This window comes from Hallella seregens ATCC 51272, assembly GCF_000518545.1.
GTDB classification, from domain to species: Bacteria; Bacteroidota; Bacteroidia; order Bacteroidales; family Bacteroidaceae; genus Prevotella; species Prevotella seregens.
Genome location: NZ_JADU01000009.1, coordinates 42,478 through 59,548, shown reverse-complemented (window position 1 = coordinate 59,548; position 17,071 = coordinate 42,478). Strand labels below are relative to the sequence as shown.

Here is a 17,071-nt window from a genome sequence, read left to right as displayed (position 1 = left end):
CCATACACCATGAAGAAAGAAGACGTACAGGAACGGCTGCGCCAAATCAAGCGGAGCTTCCACGGCATGATGAACGGCCCCGTGGCCCAGTCCATGCGCGACAAAGGCCTCGACTACCACCTCAACTGGGGCGTGCCCTTCGTGCAGCTGCGCGAGTTGGCGCAGGAAACAGGCCAGGACTACGACCTGGCCATCGCCTTGTGGAAGGAAGACATACGCGAGTGCAAGATACTGGCAACGCTTGTCATGCCCGCCTCGGCCATGCCCGAGGAGGTGGCCGAGATATGGATGGAGCAGACACGCTCGCAGGAAATGGCCGAGATGCAGGCCTTCAACCTCTACCAGCACGTGCCCTACGCCCCCGCGCTGGCCTACCGCTGGATGGCCAGCGACCGCGACGTGTGCCAGATTTGCGCCTACGGCATCCTGGCGAGGCTCTTCATGCGCGGGCAGGAACCCAACGAACGGGGCATCCACGAGTTCCTCGACCAGGCTGTGGCAGCCCTCCACTCCGGTTCGGCGGGCGTCAGGCATGCCGCCATGAACGCCGTGACGCGCTTTGCAGGACTGGGTCTGCTCTACGAGCGCATGGCCCAATCGGCCCTGCGTCCCGATTTTAATATTATTTAGATGCGATGTTTCGCCGCTCTAAGGATAATGTTGTACTTTTGCGCCAAAATAGAAATCAAGGTTAATACAAGAGATTATGGCAGAATCCGTAGACATTAGAGAACTCAACGTCAGAATAGAGCAGCAGAGCGGTTTCGTCACCAACCTGGTGTCGGGAATGAACCGTGTCATCGTGGGGCAGCGTCATTTGGTCGACATGCTCCTCATTTCGCTGCTCAGTGACGGCCATATCCTGCTCGAGGGCGTGCCGGGACTAGCCAAGACTTTGGCCATCAAGACGCTGGCACAACTGGTCGATGCCGGCTTCAGCCGCATACAGTTCACGCCCGATTTGCTCCCGGCCGACGTGGTGGGCACGATGATTTACTCGCAGAAAGACGAGCGCTTCCAGGTGAAGCGCGGCCCCGTGTTTGCCAACTTCGTGCTGGCCGACGAGATCAACCGGGCCCCGGCCAAGGTGCAGAGCGCCCTGCTCGAAGCCATGCAGGAGCACCAAGTGACTATCGGCGAGAGCACGTTCAAGCTGCCCGTGCCTTTCCTCGTGATGGCCACGCAGAACCCCATCGAGCAGGAGGGCACCTATCCGTTGCCCGAGGCCCAGGTGGACCGCTTCATGCTCAAGGTTGTCATCGACTATCCCACGCTGGAGGAGGAGAAGCTAATCATCCGCGAAAACATCCGGGGCAGCCTGCCAACGGTCAGCCCCGTGACCACCGCTGACGAGATTTTGCGCGCCCGTGACGTGGTGGGGCAGGTCTACATCGACGAGAAAATCGAGCAGTACATCGCCGATATAGTCTTTGCCTCGCGCTATCCCGACCGCTACGGGCTGGCCGAACTGAAAGACCTCATCACCTTTGGCGGCAGTCCGCGCGCCAGCATCAACCTGGCCAAGGCCTCGCGCGCCTATGCTTTCATCAAGCATCGCGGCTACGTGGTGCCCGAGGATGTGCGGGCCGTGGTGCACGATGTGATGCGCCACCGCATCGGCCTGAGCTATGAGGCCGAGGCCGGCAACGTGTCGGCCGAGGAGATTGTGAGCAAGATAGTGAACAAGATAGAGGTGCCTTGAGCCGGCAGGCAAGCGTCAGGATGGACACGAGCGACATATTAAAAAAGGTAAGGAAGATAGAGATTAAGACCCGCGGGTTGAGTCAGAACATCTTCGCCGGACAGTACCACTCGGCCTTCAAGGGCCGGGGCATGGCCTTTTCGGAGGTCAGGGAGTACCAGTTCGGCGACGACGTGCGCGACATCGACTGGAACGTGACGGCCCGTTTCCATCATCCTTATGTCAAGGTGTTCGAGGAGGAGCGCGAGCTCACCGTCATGTTGCTCGTCGATGTGTCGGGTTCGCTCGACTTCGGCACGTCGCGGCAGATGAAGCGCGACATGGCCACGGAGATTGCCGCGACCATTGCTTTCTCGGCCATTCAGAACAACGACAAGATTGGCGTGGTCTTCTTCTCGGACCGAATAGAGAAATACATCCCTCCGAAGAAAGGGCGCCGCCACATCCTTTATATCATCCGCGAGATGCTCAACTTCGAGCCACAGAGCCGCAAAACCGACGTGGCCATGGCCACTGCATTCCTTACACGCGTGATGAAGCGGCGGTGCACCTCGTTTGTCATCAGCGACTTCTACGACCGCGGCGACTTCTCGCGCGAGATGGAGATAGCCAACCGCAAGCACGACGTGATAGCCATTCAGGTGTATGACCCGCGTGCTCGGATGCTGCCCGACGTGGGACTCATCCGCGTGCGCGACGCCGAGACCGGCCACGAAATGCTCATCGACACCTCCAGCGCCAGTCTGCGCCGTGCCCACACCCGCTACTGGATGGAGCGCGAGGCGGTTCTGCGCCAGACTTTTTCGCGCAGCCGCGTGGACTGGACGGCCGTGGCCACCGACGAAGACTTCACCCGCGCGCTGATGCTGCTCTTCAAACAGCGGGCGTAAACAAGCAAAGACACGATGAACAGATTGACACACGGCATATTGACATTCGTTCTTCTGCTCGGCTTCCTGCCGGGCAGGGCGCAGGTGGTGGTGGAGCAAACGGTCGATTCCGTGGGCATCCTCATCGGCCAGCAGGCCCATTTGTCGCTCGGCGTCACCCTGCCCGAGAGGTCGCGCGTGCAGTGGCCCGCACTCAAGGCCGCGCAATACGTGGTGCCTGGAGTGGAAGTGGTGGGCGTGGCCGACGGCGACAGCGTGAGCGTGGGCAACGGGCAGGTGCAGCTGACACGCGTCTATACCATCACCTCGTTCGACGAGCGGCTCTATGCCATCCCCGCTCTGCCGGTGCGGGTGGACGGCAAGACCTACCGCGGCGGCACGGCCGCGCTGAAGGTCATCACCATGGACGTGGACACGCTGCACCCCAATCAGTTCTTCCCGCCCAACGATGTGCAGGACAATCCTTTCCTCATGTCCGAGTGGATGCCCGGGTTCTGGCTCTCCGTGCTGGTGGTGCTGTTGGGGCTGGGCGCGTTCTACCTCGTGGTGCGGCTGCGTGCCCACAAGCCCATCATCACCCGAATCCGCATCGTGAAGCACATCCCCGCCCATCAACGGGCCCTGACGGCCATCGACAAAATCAAGGCCGAGCACATGCAGGCCAGTGAGGACCAGAAGACTTATTACACGCAACTCACCAACACCCTGCGCCAATACATCCAGGAACGCTTCGGCTTCAATGCCATGGAAATGACCTCCGGCGAAATCATCGACCACCTGCAGGCGGCCGGCGACCGCCGCATGCTGGCCGAACTGACCGAGCTCTTCACCACGGCCGACCTGGTGAAGTTTGCCAAATACTCGACGCTCATCAATGAAAACGACCTCAACCTGGTGAATGCCGTGAACTATATCGACGTGACTAAGCAGGAGGGGCAGCCCACGGAGGAGCGCATCGTGCCCCAACTCTCCGAGAGCGACCGGCAGAAACAGCAGAGCCGCATCACCATCAAGGGGCTGCTCTGGGTTGTGGGGGTGGCTGTTGTGGGCTTGGTGGGCTATGTGCTCTGGCAGCTGTGGCAGTTGATGGTGTGACCTCATCCTAAGTAACTCGTGGAAATGGAATTTGCAAACAAGGAATATTTCTTACTGCTGCTGTTGCTACTCCCCTACGTGCTGTGGTACTTCCTCTACCGCCGCCGCAGCGAGCCCGCGATGCGCATGAGCGATACTCACGTCTACATGGATGCCCCGCGTAGCTGGCGCATGCGCATTGTGGGGCTGCCCATGGTGCTGCGCTGCCTCGTTTTCGTGCTGGTGGTGCTGGCACTGGCGCGCCCCCAGACCCGCAACTCCTGGGGTCACAGGACTGTCGAGGGCATCGACATCATGCTGGCCATGGACGTTTCGACCTCTATGTTGGCCGAAGACCTGAAGCCCAATCGCATCGAAGCCGCCAAGGACGTGGCCGCCGAGTTCATTTCGGGCCGCCTCGACGACAACATCGGCCTCACGATTTTTGCCGGAGAGGCGTTCACGCAGTGTCCGCTCACTACTGACCACGGCTCGCTGCTCAGTCTGCTGCACAACGTGCGCACCGACATTGCCGCTCGCGGACTCATCCAGGACGGCACGGCCGTGGGCATGGGACTGGCCAATGCCGTGTCGCGCCTCAAGGGCTCGAAAGCCAAGAGCAAGGTCGTCATCCTGCTTACCGACGGCAGCAACAACATGGGCGACATATCTCCCCTCACCGCTGCACAGATTGCCCGCTCGCTGGGCATCCGTGTATATACCATCGGTGTGGGCACCAACAAGGTGGCTCCATACCCTATGCCTGTGGGCGGTACGGTGCAATATGTGAACATGCCCGTAGAGATAGACACCCGAACGCTGACGCAAATCTCGGCCATGACCGAGGGCAACTTCTACCGCGCCACCAACAACCGCGAACTCAAGCAGATATACCGCGACATCGATCAGCTGGAAAAAACGAAGATGAACGTCACGCATTTCTCCAAACGCTACGAGGCTTACCAGCCCTTTGCCTTGGCCGCCGTGGTGTGTCTGCTGCTCGAACTGCTGCTGCGCAACACCGTATTGCGGCGGTTGCCTTGAGTCGGCGCATCGTGTTAAACAAGAATCGATATGCTAAGATTTGAAGATACGACATACCTGTGGCTGCTGTTGCTCATTCCGGCAATGGCTCTGCTGCGCTGGTTGATGAGCCGGCGGCAGAAGCGGCGACTCCGGCAGTTCGGCGACTTGAGGCTGTTGCGCGGGCTCATGCCCGACGTGTCGCGCTGGCGGCCACTGCTCAAGTTCTGGCTGTTGCAGGCGGCATTGGCCGTGCTGGTGCTCATGCTGGCCCGCCCGCAGATGGGTACACGCATCTCGCATGAGAAGCGCAACGGCATCGAAGCCATCATCTGCATGGACATTTCCAACTCTATGCGTGCCGAGGATGTGGCGCCGAGTCGGCTCGACAAGAGTAAAATGCTCGTGGAAAGCATGACCGATCACTTCACCAACGACAAGATAGGGCTCGTGGTTTTTGCCGGTGATGCCTTCGTGCAGCTGCCTATTACGAGCGACTATGTGTCGGCCAAGATGTTCCTGCAAAACATCGATCCCTCGCTCATTGCCACGCAGGGCACCGACATTGCACGGGCCATCAATGTGGGTATGCACAGCTTCACGCAGCAGGATGGCGTGGGGCGCGCCATCATTATTATTACTGATGGTGAGGACCATGAGGGGGGCGCGCTGGAAGCTGCAAGGGCTGCACGCAAGGCGGGCATCAATGTTTTTGTGCTCGGCGTGGGCGATCCCAAGGGTGCTCCCATCCCCGACGGGCGGGGCGGCTACATGAAAGACGCGGCGGGACAGACCGTCATGTCGGCCCTCAACGAGCAGATGTGCCGGCAGGTGGCCCAGGCGGGCAGCGGCGTATATATCCATGTGGACAACACGTCCGACGCGCAGGAGGACCTCAACGACGAGCTCACCAAACTGCAAAAAGGCGAGACCAGCTCCGTGATTTACAGTGAATACGACGAACAGTTCCAGGCTTTCGGACTGCTGGCCATCCTGCTTTTGCTGGCCGAAGTGTGTGTGCTCGAGGCCAAGAACCCCATGTTCAAGGGTGTGCGCCTGTTTAAACGAAAGGGGGAAACGTCATGAAAAAGCTGAGATACCTGCTGTTGCTCCTGCTGTGCACGGTGCAAGCGCTGGCCGTGTCGGCCCAGAGTGACCGCCAATTCATCCGCAACGGCAACCGGCTCTACCGGCAGCAGAACTATGCCAAAGCCGAGATAGAATACCGAAAGGCCCTGGGCAAGAATGGTCGCAACACGCAAGCGATGTACAATCTGGGCTGTGCGCTCATGCAGCAACAGAAAGATTCGGCCGCCATCGTGCAGTTGCAGAACGCCGGCAAGGCCGAAACCGCCCGTGTGCGAAAGGCTATGGCGTACCACAATATCGGGGTCATCTGCCAGAAACACCAGTTGTATGGCGAGGCCATCGAGGCCTACAAGGAGAGCCTTCGCAACCGTCCCGACAACAACGAGACGCGCTACAACCTGGCCCTCTGCAAGCGGTTGGCCAAGAAACAGAAGCAGAACGGTGGCAAGGACAACAAGAACGACAAGCAGAAAGACAACAAGAACGACAAGGACAAACAGAAGCAAGACAAGCAGAACAAGCAGGATTCCAAGCAGGACAAGCAGCAACAGCAGCCCCGTCCCGAGGAGCAGATGAGCAAGGACAACGCCGAACAGCTGCTCAACTACGCCGTCCAGGCGGAGCGTGCCACCCAGCAACGCATGAAGCAACAGCAGCAGCAACCGCAGCGTCGCCGGTTGCAGAAGAACTGGTAAACCGATGAATATGGTAAAAAATCGCTTACAGCCCATCCCCCACCTTATATTATATATGCTCCTTGCCACGGTTGCCATGGCGTGGGGCACGCTTCCGCTGCGGGCGCAAATCACGGTGTCGGCCCCTGCGCGCGTGTCGGCGGGTGAGAATTTCCGGCTGGCCTACACCATCAACACGCAGGACGTGGAGGACTTCCGCGCCGGCAACATCCCCAGTGGACTCGAAGTCATTGCGGGCCCCTACACCTCGCAGCAGTCAAGTTACCAGATGGTGAACGGACATACGAGCAGTTCCTCGTCGATCACGTTCACCTATACGCTCTACGCCGACAAGACCGGCACCTACACCATTCCCGCCGCCCACGCCCGCATCAACGGCCGCACGGTGGCCTCGCGGGCGGTCAAGATTACGGTGTCGGGCCATGCCCGTCCCAACAGCAACGGTGCACCGCAGATGCACCAGGACAATGACGACGAGGCTCAGTTGCGCAGCGCGGGTTCGCGCATCTCGGGAAACGACCTGTTCATCAAGGTATCGGCCAACAAACGACGCGTGCATGAGCAGGAGCCCGTGCTGTTGACCTACAAGGTTTACACCCTCGTCGACCTGACGCAACTTGAGGGAAAGATGCCCGACCTCACGGGATTCCACACCCAGGAAGTGCCGCTGCCCCAGCAGAAGAGCTTTCACATGGAGAACGTCAACGGCCGCAACTACAAGGCTGTGACGTGGAGCCAGTACGTGATGTACCCCCAGATGACGGGCCGTCTCCAGATTCCGAGCATCGTTTTCAAGGGCATCGTGGTGCAGCAGAACCGCTCCGTCGATCCTTTCGAGGCCTTCTTCAACGGCGGTTCGGGCTATGTGGAGGTGAAGCGCAACATCGAGGCGCCGGGTCTTACCATCCAAGTGGACCCGCTGCCCCAGCGTCCGGCCAACTTCTCGGGCGGCGTAGGGCGGTTCAATATCTCGGCCCAGCTGAGCAAGACCGAGGTAAAAGCCGGCGACCCCGTGACGTTGCGCGTGGTCGTGGGCGGCACGGGCAACCTCAAACTCATCCGTCAGCCCGAGGCGAACTTCCCCAAGGGCTTCGACAAATACGACCCCAAGGTCACCGACAAAACCAAGCTCACGGCCAACGGCGTGGAGGGAAACATGATCTACGACATCCTTGCCGTGCCCCGAAACCAAGGCCGCTACACCATCCCCAGCGTGGAATTCTGCTACTACGACACGCAGACCAACGCCTATCGCACGCTTCGCACGCAGTCTTTCCAGCTGACAGTCGGCAAGGGCGACGGCTCCACCACCAAAGCCAGCTACGCTGCACCCGAGGACAATGACATCCGCCCCATCAAGGTTGGCGACGTGAAACTGCACCCGGTGAACGACTTTTTCTTTGCCAGCACCACCTATTGGCTCTGCCTGCTCCTGCCCCTTGCCGCCTTTGTGGCACTGCTTGTGGTCTTCCGCAAGCGGGCCATCGACAATGCCGACATCGTTAAAATGCGGCTCAAGAAAGCCGACAAGATTGCCCGCCGCCGGCTGAAGAAGGCGCGGCAGCTCATGCTTCGTGGGCGCAGCGGCGAGTTTTACGACGAGGTGCTGCGGGCCCTCTGGGACTATGCCGGCTACAAACTCAACATGCCGGTGGAGCAACTCTCGCGCGACAACATCGCCGAGAACCTGGCGGCACGCGACGTGGACGAGGCCACCATCGGCAAATTCCTCTCCGCACTGGACGAGTGCGAGTACGAACGCTATGCTCCCGGCGACCCGTCGGGCAACATGGGGAAGACCTTTGCCACGGCCATGACGGCCATTAGCGAGACCGAAGACGTGATGAAGAAGACCCAAAAGAAACACAAGTCATGACAAATCTGCACATCCATCATCGTGTGGGAGCCCTTGTCCGGGCCACGCTGCTGTGGCTGTTGCTGGCCGTTCTGACGTTGCCGGCTTCGGCCATTACCAAGCGCGACGCCGACGAGGCATACCGCAAGGGCAATTTTCAGCAGGCCATCGACGACTACAGGGAGCTGCTGCACCGCGGCGTGTCGGCCGAACTCTACTATAATCTGGGCAATGCCTACTATCGTTCCGACAATCTTACACAGGCCATCCTGGCCTATGAGCGGGCCTCGCTGCTTTCGCCGGGCGACGACGACATCCGCTTCAACCTGCAGTTTGCCCGCTCCAAGACCATCGACAAGATTACGCCCGAGGGCGAGACCGTCTTCGCGACCTGGTACCGAAGCCTGGTCAACTTCACCAGCGTGGATCGTTGGGCCACGGTCAGCGTGTCGTCCGTCGTGCTGGCGTTGCTGCTCATGCTGGCCTACCTCTTCGCTCCGCGGCTTGCCTTGCGCAAGGTGGGCTTCTTCGGCGGTGTGCTGTTTGTGCTGACGTTCCTCTGTTCCACCCTCTTTGGCTGGAGCCAGAAGCGCGCGCTCGAGAGCCGCACCGGCGCCATCATCGTGACTCCCTGCGTAAGCGTCAGGAAGACGCCCGTGAAGAATGCGCAGGAGGCCTTTGTGCTCCACGAGGGAACCCGCGTTGACGTGACCGACGCCAGTCTTCCCGCCTGGCGCGGCATCCGTCTGGCCGACGGTCGTGAGGGCTGGATTCCGGCCCGCCAGCTGGAGGCCATTTAACTGATTCTACACCCAAAGCCTACCGCCATGATATGGGAAGACCTCGCCGCCCTCGACCGATTGATACTGGAGGGCCTCAACGGCAGCGACTCCGTGCTCGTCGATCGGCTGGCCATGCTGCTCACTTCGGGCCTCACGTGGATACCGTTGTACCTGGCTCTGCTCTATCTGGTCATCAAGAACAACGAGACGATGGCCCAGATTTTGCTCGTGGTGTGCTGTGCCGGACTCTGTCTGCTGCTGGCCGGCGGCATAGACGGGGGCATCGTGAAGCCCCTCGTGGCGCGGCCGCGACCGGCTCTCGACCCCGTGATGAAATACTCCGTCCGCATTGTCGACGGCTATCGTGCCTCGGGCTTCAGCTTCTTCTCGGCCCACGCGGCCAACACCATGTCGCTGGCTGTGTTCTTCAGTCTGCTGGTGCGCGACCGGCTGTTCATCGCCGTCATGATGCTCTGGTCGCTGGTGAACTGCTGGACACGCCTCTATCTCGGCGTGCACTATCCCAGCGACATCCTCTGCGGACTGCTTTGGGGCGTGCTCAGCGGCGTGGCCAGCTACGCGGTGTTCACGCACGTCTACTTCCGCCTCACCCCTAAAATCAACTACATTTCTTCGCAGTACACCCGCACGGGCTACAGCATGGCCGACATCGACGTGGTGATGATGGTCGTCGTAGGTACGCTGGCTGCCGTGCAGCTTGCGGCCCTGGCCACGCTGCCTTATTAGGGTGCACACCTGACACATGGATACAAAACACATTCACATTACCGATTATCAGTACAATCTTCCCGACGAGCGCATAGCCAAGTTTCCCCTGGCCCGGCGCGACCACAGCAAGTTGCTGGTCTACCGCCACGGCGAGCTGACCGACGACGTGTTTTGCCAACTGCCCCATTATCTGCCCCAAGGGGCGTTGATGGTGTTCAACAACACGCGCGTTATCCAGGCCCGCATGCACTTTCGCAAGGAGACGGGCGCACTCATCGAGGTGTTTCTCATGGAGCCCGCCCAGCCCGCAGACTACGAACAGATGTTCCAGACCACGGGGCGGTGCAGCTGGCTCTGCATGGTGGGCAACCTGAAAAAGTGGAAAGAGGGCCCGTTGCGCCGCGACTTCGACGTCAAGGGCCGGCACCTCACGCTCACGGCTACCATCGACCGCGACCGCGCCGCCCAGACGAGCGGAGGCACCAACTACTGGGTGGACTTCGGTTGGGACAATGCTCAGGTGAGCTTTGCCGAGATTCTCGAGACGGTGGGCGAGTTGCCCATCCCCCCTTACCTGAACCGCGCCACCGAGGAGAGCGACAAAACCACGTACCAGACCGTCTACTCCAAGATCAAGGGCAGTGTGGCCGCCCCCACGGCCGGGCTGCACTTCACCGACGACGTGCTGGCGGCGCTCGACGCCCACGGCATCGTGCGCGACGAGGTGACGCTCCATGTGGGTGCCGGCACCTTCAAACCGGTGAAGAGCGAGGAGATTGAAAGCCACAGCATGCACACCGAATACATCGTGGTGCACCGCCACACCTTCGAGCGGCTGCTTGCCCACGGCTGCCGCGCCATCGCCGTGGGCACCACGAGCGTGCGCACGTTGGAGAGCCTTTACTACATGGGCGTGAAGCTGCTGCTCCGTCCCGGAGCCGCGGAGGCCGACCTGCACGTGGGCCAGTGGGAGCCCTACGACCTGCCCCACAATGCCGACGGCCTGGTGATGGCCGGCGACGAGCCCGTGTCGCCGCGGCGTGCCATCCAGGCCATCCTGGACTATCTCGACCGCGACGGCCTCGAAGCCCTGCACTCCAGCACCCAGATTATCATTGCGCCGGGCTATGCCTACAAGATGGTGCAGATGCTCGTCACCAACTTTCACCAGCCCCAAAGCACGCTGCTCCTACTGGTGAGCGCCTTCCTCGGCGGCGACTGGCGGCGCGTGTACGACTACGCCCTGGCCCACGACTTCCGCTTCCTGAGCTACGGCGACTCCAGTCTGCTCATCCCCTGAGGCCGGCAACCTCAAAGTTCAAACCACAAAGTTCAACATTCAAAGTCTATGAAGATAGGAGACAAAGTGAGATTTCTCAGTGAGACGGGCGGCGGCAAGGTCGCCGGTTTCAAGGGCAAGAACCTCGTGTTGGTGGAAGACGAAGACGGCTTCCAGATTCCTACGCCCCTCAACGAGGTGGTGGTGGTGAGCGCCGACGACTACAGCACGGCCACGCTCATCAACCGCAGGGCCGAGGCCCAGGAGCGGCACGCCGAGGAGACACCGCTCAGCCGGGGCGGCCGCTCGGTGAAGGCCATGATGCGCGAGGGCCAGGACGAGGAGGTGGACATGACCGTGGAGGATACCGTGGACGACTCCCGCGAGGTGACCTTCCGCCCCAAGGCCGAGGAACGGCAGGGCGGCAACCGGCTCTCGGCCTGGCTGGCCTTTGTGCCGCTCGATGCCAAGCAGCTGGCCAACCCCCGTTTCGAGGTCTATTTTGTGAACGACAGCAACTACCACATGCAGTTCGCCTACCTCGCTGCCGAGGGCAACAGCTGGACGCTCAGGGCCCAGGCCGAGGTGGAACCCAACACAAAGCTCTTCGTGGAAGAGATTGGCCGCGAAGAGATCAACCACCTTTCGCAGGTGGCTGTACAGCTTGTGGCCTACAAGCGCGACAAGCCTTTCGTGCGCAAGCCGGCCGTCGACGTGACACTGCGCATCGACCCGCTGCGCTTCTACAAGGCGCACACCTTTGAGGACAGTGCGTTCTTCGAGACCCCGGCCCTGCTCTATGCCGTGGTCGAGAACGACAGTCCGGCCCGCCCGCTCGTGGTAGACGCACGCCAGCTCAAGCGCGAGATGTACCGCAGTGCACGTGAGGACGAGCCCGCGCAGTCGGCCGCACCCCTCGCGTCCGGGCAGCGCGGGCCGCTGCCGGGACGCTATGCCGACGACCAGCGCAGGGGCGACAAGCGGCATTCGCCCTACATGCGGCACCGCGGTCTCGACGATGCCATCGTCGTAGACTTGCATGCCGGCGAGGTGCTCGACACCACGCAGGGCATGCAGCCCGGCGAGATACTGGAGTATCAGCTCAAGATTTTCCACGACACGATGGCCCAGTATGCCTCCCGCCACGGGCAGAAGCTCATCTTCATCCACGGCAAGGGCGAGGGCGTGTTGCGCCGCGCGCTCATCAATGCACTCACCTACAAGTACAAAGGCTACACCTATCAGGACGCCTCGTTCCAGGAATATGGCTACGGGGCCACGCAGGTGACGATTAAATAGAGAGAAGTTCAAGGGCCCATGGAGTGTGGTTTTCAAGGAGTTAGGGAGTTAAGGAGTGATGGAGTCAAGACAAATGGTCATGCAACTGCGGTGGATTCAGCAGCAGTCACGGCCTTATTGTAATGTCTTAACTCCATCACTCCTTAACTCCCTAACTCCATCACGTCTTAACTCCCTAACTCCTTGGACACCATAACTCCATCATTCCATCACTCCTTAACTCCAAAGAAAAATACCCATCACATGAAATACGGATTCATCAAAGTGGCCAGTGCCGTGCCCACCGTGCAGGTGGCCGACTGCGTACAGAACCTCAAAGAGATTGAGTCGCTCATCGTTCAGGCTGAGGGGCAGGGCGTGGAGGTCATCGCCTTCCCCGAGCTGAGCCTCACGGGCTACTCCTGTCAGGACCTCTTCCGCCAGCAGCTGTTGCTCGATGCGGCCGAGAACGCCCTGTTGCAGCTGCTCGACTTCACCCGTCATCTCGACATCATCGCCATCGTGGGCCTGCCCGTGCCCGTGGGCGACCTGCTGCTCAACTGCGCCGCCGTGGTGCAGCGCGGCAAGATACTGGGCCTGGTGCCCAAGACCTACCTACCCAACTACGGTGAGTTCTACGAGAAACGCTGGTTCGCCTCCTCGCAGGACCTGCGCCCCGCCACCATCCGGCTGGCCGGGCACAGCGTGCACGTCACGGCCTCGCCCCAGCTCTTCCGCACCTGCGACGGGGCCGTCTTCGGCGTGGAAATCTGCGAAGACGTGTGGGCCCCCACGCCGCCGAGCAACCATCTGGCCCTGGCCGGGGCCGACATCGTCTTCAACCTCTCGGCCAGCGACGAGCTCACGGGCAAGCACGCCTATCTGAAAAGCCTGCTGGCACAGCAGAGCGCGCGCACGGTCACGGCCTACGTGTACAGCAGCGCGGGTTTCGGCGAGAGCACGCAGGACGTGGTCTACGGCGGCAACGCCCTCATCTACGAGAACGGCCGACTGCTGGCCGAGGGCGAGCGCTTCGCCCTGAAGAGCCAGATGCAGACGGCACAGGTCGATGTGGAGCGGTTGCGCTCCGAGCGACGCAACAACACCACCTTTGCCAATGCCCAGCGGCGCATGCGCAACGAGGAGGTGACAACCGTCGAGGCTGAGGCCACACAACCCAGGGACTTCGTGCTGGAGCGGGCCGTCGAGCCACTGCCGTTCATCCCCGGGGCCGCCGACATGGAGACCTCGTGCGACGAAATATTCAGCATTCAGGTGATGGGACTGGCCAAACGCATGGTTCACACCCGTGCCCGCACGGTGGTCATCGGCATCAGCGGCGGCCTGGACTCCACGCTGGCGCTGCTGGTCTGCGCGAAGACCTTCGACCGGCTGCAGCTCGACCGCCGCGGCATCGTCGGCGTCACCATGCCGGGATTCGGCACCACCGACCGCACCTACCGCAACGCCGTCGGCCTGATGCAGAGCTTGGGTGTCACCATCCGCGAGGTGAACATCGCGCGGAGCGTGACGCAGCACTTCGAGGACATCGGCCACGACGCCGCCGTGCGCGACGTGACCTACGAGAATGCGCAAGCCCGCGAGCGCACGCAGATACTGATGGACCTGGCCAACGAGCTGGGCGGCATGGTCGTGGGCACGGGCGACCTCTCGGAGCTGGCGTTGGGATGGGCCACCTACAACGGCGACCACATGTCGATGTACGGTGTCAATGCCTCCGTGCCCAAGACGCTTGTACAGCATCTGGTGCGCCATGTGGCAGGGCAGATGGACACCGATTCGGCGGCCACGCTGCTCGATATTGTCGATACTCCCATCTCGCCCGAGCTCATCCCGGCCGACGACGAGGGCAACATCCGGCAGAAAACCGAGGATCTCGTGGGGCCCTACGAGCTGCACGACTTCTTCCTCTACTACTTCCTGCGCCACGGTTTCAGTCCGCGCAAGATCTTCCTGCTGGCCCGGAAGGCCTTCGGCGGCGGGGCTTCGGCGGCCGCTGCTGCCGGCACCGCCTCGTCCTCGCCGGCCAGTCGGGCCGACGGCGGGGCCGGCATCTACGACGAGGCAACCATCCTGCACTGGCTCCAGACGTTCTGCCGCCGGTTCTTCAACCAGCAGTTCAAGCGTTCGTGCCTGCCCGACGGGCCCAAGGTGGGGTCGGTGAGCCTGAGTCCCCGCGGCGACTGGCGCATGCCCTCCGATGCCGTCTCGGCCCTCTGGCTGCGCGAAGTGGATGCGCTGATGAGCCAGGCGGGCGTGCAGCAGTAGCTGTCGGCCCGGCGCGGAGGCCGGCCCCTGCGGTGGAAACGCTGGGCACAGGTGGGGCGTTGGGCGGGGATGCTCCCACGACGATGGTTTTGCCGCGTTTTCTTTACGGCGTTATCGCCTCGCGTTTACGGTGTGGAGGGCCCGCGTTTGCGGCGTAGAGTCGGGCCGATGGCTGGCTATCGGTTGCTCCCGCTGTGGAACAAGGCTTCCGCTTTTGCGGTTTCGCGGGTGGAGCATGGCTGTTTTTTTGCACGCAGTGGCGCGGAGAAAAGGAGGGCGCGGGCAGGTCGCCGCGTATATGTTTCGTCTCCTTGTCTCTGCGGCTCTGCGTGCTTCTTGGTGGTTCTGGCTGTTTTTTTGCACGCGGAGACGCGGAGAAAGGGAGGCTCCACACGCTGCTCATAAACGGTAAAGGGCTAAAAGGGCCTAACCTTGCACTTGCTGATGGACTCCACGCAGCCGTTCATAAACTGTAAAATAACTTAAAAACGGCATTTCTTCAGGGGAATATTTTGCTGATTTGAAAATTAATTGTAATTTTGCATCCTGTTTGGAATAAGTATCACAATCGAAAACAAAAACAAAGATAGCAATGTCTAAGATTTGTCAGATCACAGGAAAGAAGGCACAGATAGGTTGTAATGTGTCTCACTCAAAGCACCGCACGAAGAGAAGCTTTGACGTCAACCTTTTCCATAAGAAGTTCTACTACGTTGAGGAGGGCTGCTGGATTTCGCTCAAGGTCAGCGCAGCCGGTCTTCGTACTATCAATAAAAAAGGCCTTGACGCAGCTCTCAAGCAGGCCGTTGCCAAGGGCTATTGCGATTGGAAAGACATTAAAGTTATAGGAGAATAATTGTCATGGCAAAGAAAGCTAAGGGTAATAGAGTGCAGGTTGTGCTGGAATGCACGGAGATGAAGAACTCCGGCCTGCCTGGCACAAGCCGCTATGTAACCACCAAGAACCGCAAGAACAGTCCTGAGCGCCTTGAGCTCATGAAGTATAACCCCATCATGAAGAAGATGACGCTCCACAAGGAGATTAAGTAATCGGGGTTTATTCGCTAACGTTAGATTATAGACATTCATAGACTATGGCAAAGAAAGCGGTCGCCTCTCTCCACGAAGGTTCGTTGGATGGTCGCGCATATTCAAAAGTTATCAAGATGGTGAAGAGCCCCAAGACGGGTGCTTATACTTTCGCCGAGCAGATGGTTCTCAACGAAGCAGTGAAGGACTATTTCAAGAAATAAGTTTTTTGTAGACAGACAAACGGGTCGTGGGCTGAGGCACACGACCCGTTTGCGTTTGGGCCGGGGCGTATCGATGCTCTGGCCCACGGGATTTCAGCGGCTGATCTCTCCGGCCAGCGACCGGTCCATGAGGTTGCGGATGGTGGCGGGTGTGCTGTGACGCGCCAGCAGGAACATGAGTTTGGTGACGGCCGACTCCACCGTGGAGTCGTAACCCGAGACAATTCCGGCCGCCTTGAGCTGGTAGCCCGTGTCGTAGCGCCCCATCTCCACGCTGCCCGACACGCACTGACTGATGTTCACCACCACGATGCCGCGCCGCGCCGCCTCGCGCAGGGCATGCATGAGCCAGGGCGTCTGCGGGGCGTTGCCGCTGCCGAAGGTGCGCATCACGATGCCGCGCACCTCCTTGGCCTGGAGCACATTGCGCACGATGTGCTCCTGCACGCCGGGAAAAAGACTGAACACCACGACGTTGGGATCCAGCGTGAGATGGGGCGTCATGGGCTTGCCGAAGTCGGGTTTGAGGATGTGGTGGTCGTGAAAGACGAAGTCCACGCCCGCGTCGCACAGGTGGGGGTAGTTGAAAGACTCGAAGGCATGGAAGCCGTCGGCATTGATTTTGGTCGACCGGTTGCCGCGCATGAGGCGCCCGCTGAAGTAGATGCACACCTCGGGCACGCGGGCATGGCCCTGCGAATCTTTCAGCGCGGCCAGTTCAATGCTCGTCACCAGGTTCTCCTTGCCGTCGGTGCGCAGCTGCCCCATAGGCAGTTGAGAGCCGGTGAGAATGACGGGTTTGGTAAGGTTTTCGAGCATGAACGAGAGGGCAGAAGCCGTGTAGGCCATGGTGTCGGTGCCGTGGAGGATGACGAATCCGTCGTAGGCGTCGTAGCGGCGCGCAATGATACGCACGAGCTTGGCCCACTTGTCGGGGGCCATGTCGCTGGAGTCGATGGGGGGAGTGAACTGGTAAACGTCGATTTCGGTCTTGATAAGCCTGAACTCGGGCATCGACTCCACCAAGTGATTGAAGTCGAGGGGCTCCAGCGCCCCCGTGACAGCGTTCTGCCCCATGCCGATGGTGCCTCCGGTATAGATGAGTAAGACCTTGTTCATTGGTACTCGATATT

The 17,071-nt window shown here is 60.5% G+C and carries 17 protein-coding genes; 16 read left to right on the top strand and 1 reads right to left on the bottom strand.

The features are described from left to right. Positions 1-9: 9 nt before the first annotated feature. From L888_RS0103920 to L888_RS13955, 16 genes are all read left to right on the top strand, one after another. Complete coding sequence (locus tag L888_RS0103920; RefSeq protein ID WP_027951943.1) at positions 10-630, top strand: DNA alkylation repair protein; 621 nt, start codon at positions 10-12, stop codon at positions 628-630. A 76-nt stretch (positions 631-706) separates the two neighbouring features. Beyond that, the gene (locus L888_RS0103915) at positions 707-1,702 is read left to right on the top strand and encodes an AAA family ATPase (protein ID WP_005847606.1); all 996 of its coding nucleotides are present in this window, start codon (positions 707-709) and stop codon (positions 1,700-1,702) included. A gap of 20 nt (positions 1,703-1,722) precedes the next feature. Next, positions 1,723-2,592, top strand: coding sequence for a DUF58 domain-containing protein (locus L888_RS0103910; RefSeq protein WP_027951942.1), 870 nt, complete (start codon positions 1,723-1,725; stop codon positions 2,590-2,592). A 15-nt stretch (positions 2,593-2,607) separates the two neighbouring features. Continuing rightward, on the top strand, positions 2,608-3,687 hold the full coding sequence (locus tag L888_RS0103905; protein WP_027951941.1) for a hypothetical protein: 1,080 nt from the start codon (positions 2,608-2,610) through the stop codon (positions 3,685-3,687). Between the two features lie 24 nt (positions 3,688-3,711). Next, on the top strand, positions 3,712-4,710 hold the full coding sequence (locus L888_RS0103900) for a vWA domain-containing protein (protein WP_027951940.1): 999 nt from the start codon (positions 3,712-3,714) through the stop codon (positions 4,708-4,710). A 30-nt stretch (positions 4,711-4,740) separates the two neighbouring features. After that, a complete protein-coding gene (locus L888_RS0103895; protein WP_027951939.1) occupies positions 4,741-5,775 on the top strand; it encodes a vWA domain-containing protein in 1,035 nt (344 codons plus the stop codon). Further along, a complete protein-coding gene (locus L888_RS0103890) occupies positions 5,772-6,473 on the top strand; it encodes a tetratricopeptide repeat protein (RefSeq protein WP_027951938.1) in 702 nt (233 codons plus the stop codon). Before L888_RS0103895 ends, L888_RS0103890 begins: the two co-directional genes overlap by 4 nt. A 4-nt stretch (positions 6,474-6,477) precedes the next feature. Continuing rightward, positions 6,478-8,349, top strand: coding sequence for a BatD family protein (locus L888_RS0103885; protein ID WP_027951937.1), 1,872 nt, complete (start codon positions 6,478-6,480; stop codon positions 8,347-8,349). Continuing rightward, on the top strand, positions 8,346-9,128 hold the full coding sequence (locus L888_RS0103880) for a tetratricopeptide repeat protein (RefSeq protein WP_005847593.1): 783 nt from the start codon (positions 8,346-8,348) through the stop codon (positions 9,126-9,128). The genes L888_RS0103885 and L888_RS0103880 overlap by 4 nt, the downstream gene beginning before the upstream one ends. 27 nt (positions 9,129-9,155) lie before the next feature. After that, positions 9,156-9,857, top strand: a complete 702-nt coding sequence (locus L888_RS0103875) for a phosphatase PAP2 family protein (RefSeq protein ID WP_005847592.1) — start codon at positions 9,156-9,158, stop codon at positions 9,855-9,857. Positions 9,858-9,873: 16 nt separating this feature from the next. Continuing rightward, the gene (locus tag L888_RS0103870) at positions 9,874-11,139 is read left to right on the top strand and encodes an S-adenosylmethionine:tRNA ribosyltransferase-isomerase (protein WP_005847591.1); all 1,266 of its coding nucleotides are present in this window, start codon (positions 9,874-9,876) and stop codon (positions 11,137-11,139) included. Positions 11,140-11,187: 48 nt separating this feature from the next. Then, the gene (locus L888_RS0103865) at positions 11,188-12,417 is read left to right on the top strand and encodes a DUF2027 domain-containing protein (protein ID WP_027951935.1); all 1,230 of its coding nucleotides are present in this window, start codon (positions 11,188-11,190) and stop codon (positions 12,415-12,417) included. A gap of 243 nt (positions 12,418-12,660) precedes the next feature. Beyond that, complete coding sequence (locus L888_RS0103860; RefSeq protein WP_027951934.1) at positions 12,661-14,685, top strand: NAD(+) synthase; 2,025 nt, start codon at positions 12,661-12,663, stop codon at positions 14,683-14,685. A 592-nt stretch (positions 14,686-15,277) separates the two neighbouring features. Next, a complete protein-coding gene (gene rpmB, locus L888_RS0103855) occupies positions 15,278-15,541 on the top strand; it encodes a 50S ribosomal protein L28 (protein ID WP_005847587.1) in 264 nt (87 codons plus the stop codon). Between the two features lie 5 nt (positions 15,542-15,546). Further along, positions 15,547-15,735 carry a 50S ribosomal protein L33 gene (gene rpmG / locus L888_RS0103850; protein WP_005847586.1) on the top strand — a complete coding sequence of 63 codons (189 nt, stop codon included), beginning with the start codon at positions 15,547-15,549 and terminating at the stop codon, positions 15,733-15,735. A gap of 44 nt (positions 15,736-15,779) precedes the next feature. Beyond that, positions 15,780-15,938: a DUF4295 domain-containing protein gene (locus L888_RS13955; protein WP_005847585.1), complete on the top strand. Its 159-nt coding sequence runs from the start codon at positions 15,780-15,782 to the stop codon at positions 15,936-15,938. A 93-nt stretch (positions 15,939-16,031) separates the two neighbouring features. Here L888_RS13955 and L888_RS0103840 read toward each other — a convergent pair whose 3' ends face one another. Beyond that, complete coding sequence (locus L888_RS0103840) at positions 16,032-17,057, bottom strand: asparaginase (protein WP_027951933.1); 1,026 nt, start codon at positions 17,055-17,057, stop codon at positions 16,032-16,034. Positions 17,058-17,071: the final 14 nt, after the last annotated feature.

Excerpts from the sequence above, each read along its gene's own strand:
- L888_RS0103920 (WP_027951943.1), top strand. The coding sequence starts at position 10 with ATGAAGAAAGAAGACGTACAGGAACGGCTGCGCCAAATCAAGCGGAGC.
- L888_RS0103890 (WP_027951938.1), top strand. The coding sequence starts at position 5,772 with ATGAAAAAGCTGAGATACCTGCTGTTGCTCCTGCTGTGCACGGTGCAA.
- L888_RS13955 (WP_005847585.1), top strand. The coding sequence starts at position 15,780 with ATGGCAAAGAAAGCGGTCGCCTCTCTCCACGAAGGTTCGTTGGATGGT.
- L888_RS0103900 (WP_027951940.1), top strand. The coding sequence starts at position 3,712 with ATGGAATTTGCAAACAAGGAATATTTCTTACTGCTGCTGTTGCTACTC.
- L888_RS0103875 (WP_005847592.1), top strand. The coding sequence starts at position 9,156 with ATGATATGGGAAGACCTCGCCGCCCTCGACCGATTGATACTGGAGGGC.
- L888_RS0103910 (WP_027951942.1), top strand. The coding sequence starts at position 1,723 with ATGGACACGAGCGACATATTAAAAAAGGTAAGGAAGATAGAGATTAAG.
- L888_RS0103860 (WP_027951934.1), top strand. The coding sequence starts at position 12,661 with ATGAAATACGGATTCATCAAAGTGGCCAGTGCCGTGCCCACCGTGCAG.
- L888_RS0103840 (WP_027951933.1), bottom strand. The coding sequence starts at position 17,057 with ATGAACAAGGTCTTACTCATCTATACCGGAGGCACCATCGGCATGGGG.
- L888_RS0103905 (WP_027951941.1), top strand. The coding sequence starts at position 2,608 with ATGAACAGATTGACACACGGCATATTGACATTCGTTCTTCTGCTCGGC.
- L888_RS0103895 (WP_027951939.1), top strand. The coding sequence starts at position 4,741 with ATGCTAAGATTTGAAGATACGACATACCTGTGGCTGCTGTTGCTCATT.
- L888_RS0103915 (WP_005847606.1), top strand. The coding sequence starts at position 707 with ATGGCAGAATCCGTAGACATTAGAGAACTCAACGTCAGAATAGAGCAG.
- L888_RS0103885 (WP_027951937.1), top strand. The coding sequence starts at position 6,478 with ATGAATATGGTAAAAAATCGCTTACAGCCCATCCCCCACCTTATATTA.
- rpmB (WP_005847587.1), top strand. The coding sequence starts at position 15,278 with ATGTCTAAGATTTGTCAGATCACAGGAAAGAAGGCACAGATAGGTTGT.
- L888_RS0103865 (WP_027951935.1), top strand. The coding sequence starts at position 11,188 with ATGAAGATAGGAGACAAAGTGAGATTTCTCAGTGAGACGGGCGGCGGC.
- L888_RS0103870 (WP_005847591.1), top strand. The coding sequence starts at position 9,874 with ATGGATACAAAACACATTCACATTACCGATTATCAGTACAATCTTCCC.
- rpmG (WP_005847586.1), top strand. The coding sequence starts at position 15,547 with ATGGCAAAGAAAGCTAAGGGTAATAGAGTGCAGGTTGTGCTGGAATGC.
- L888_RS0103880 (WP_005847593.1), top strand. The coding sequence starts at position 8,346 with ATGACAAATCTGCACATCCATCATCGTGTGGGAGCCCTTGTCCGGGCC.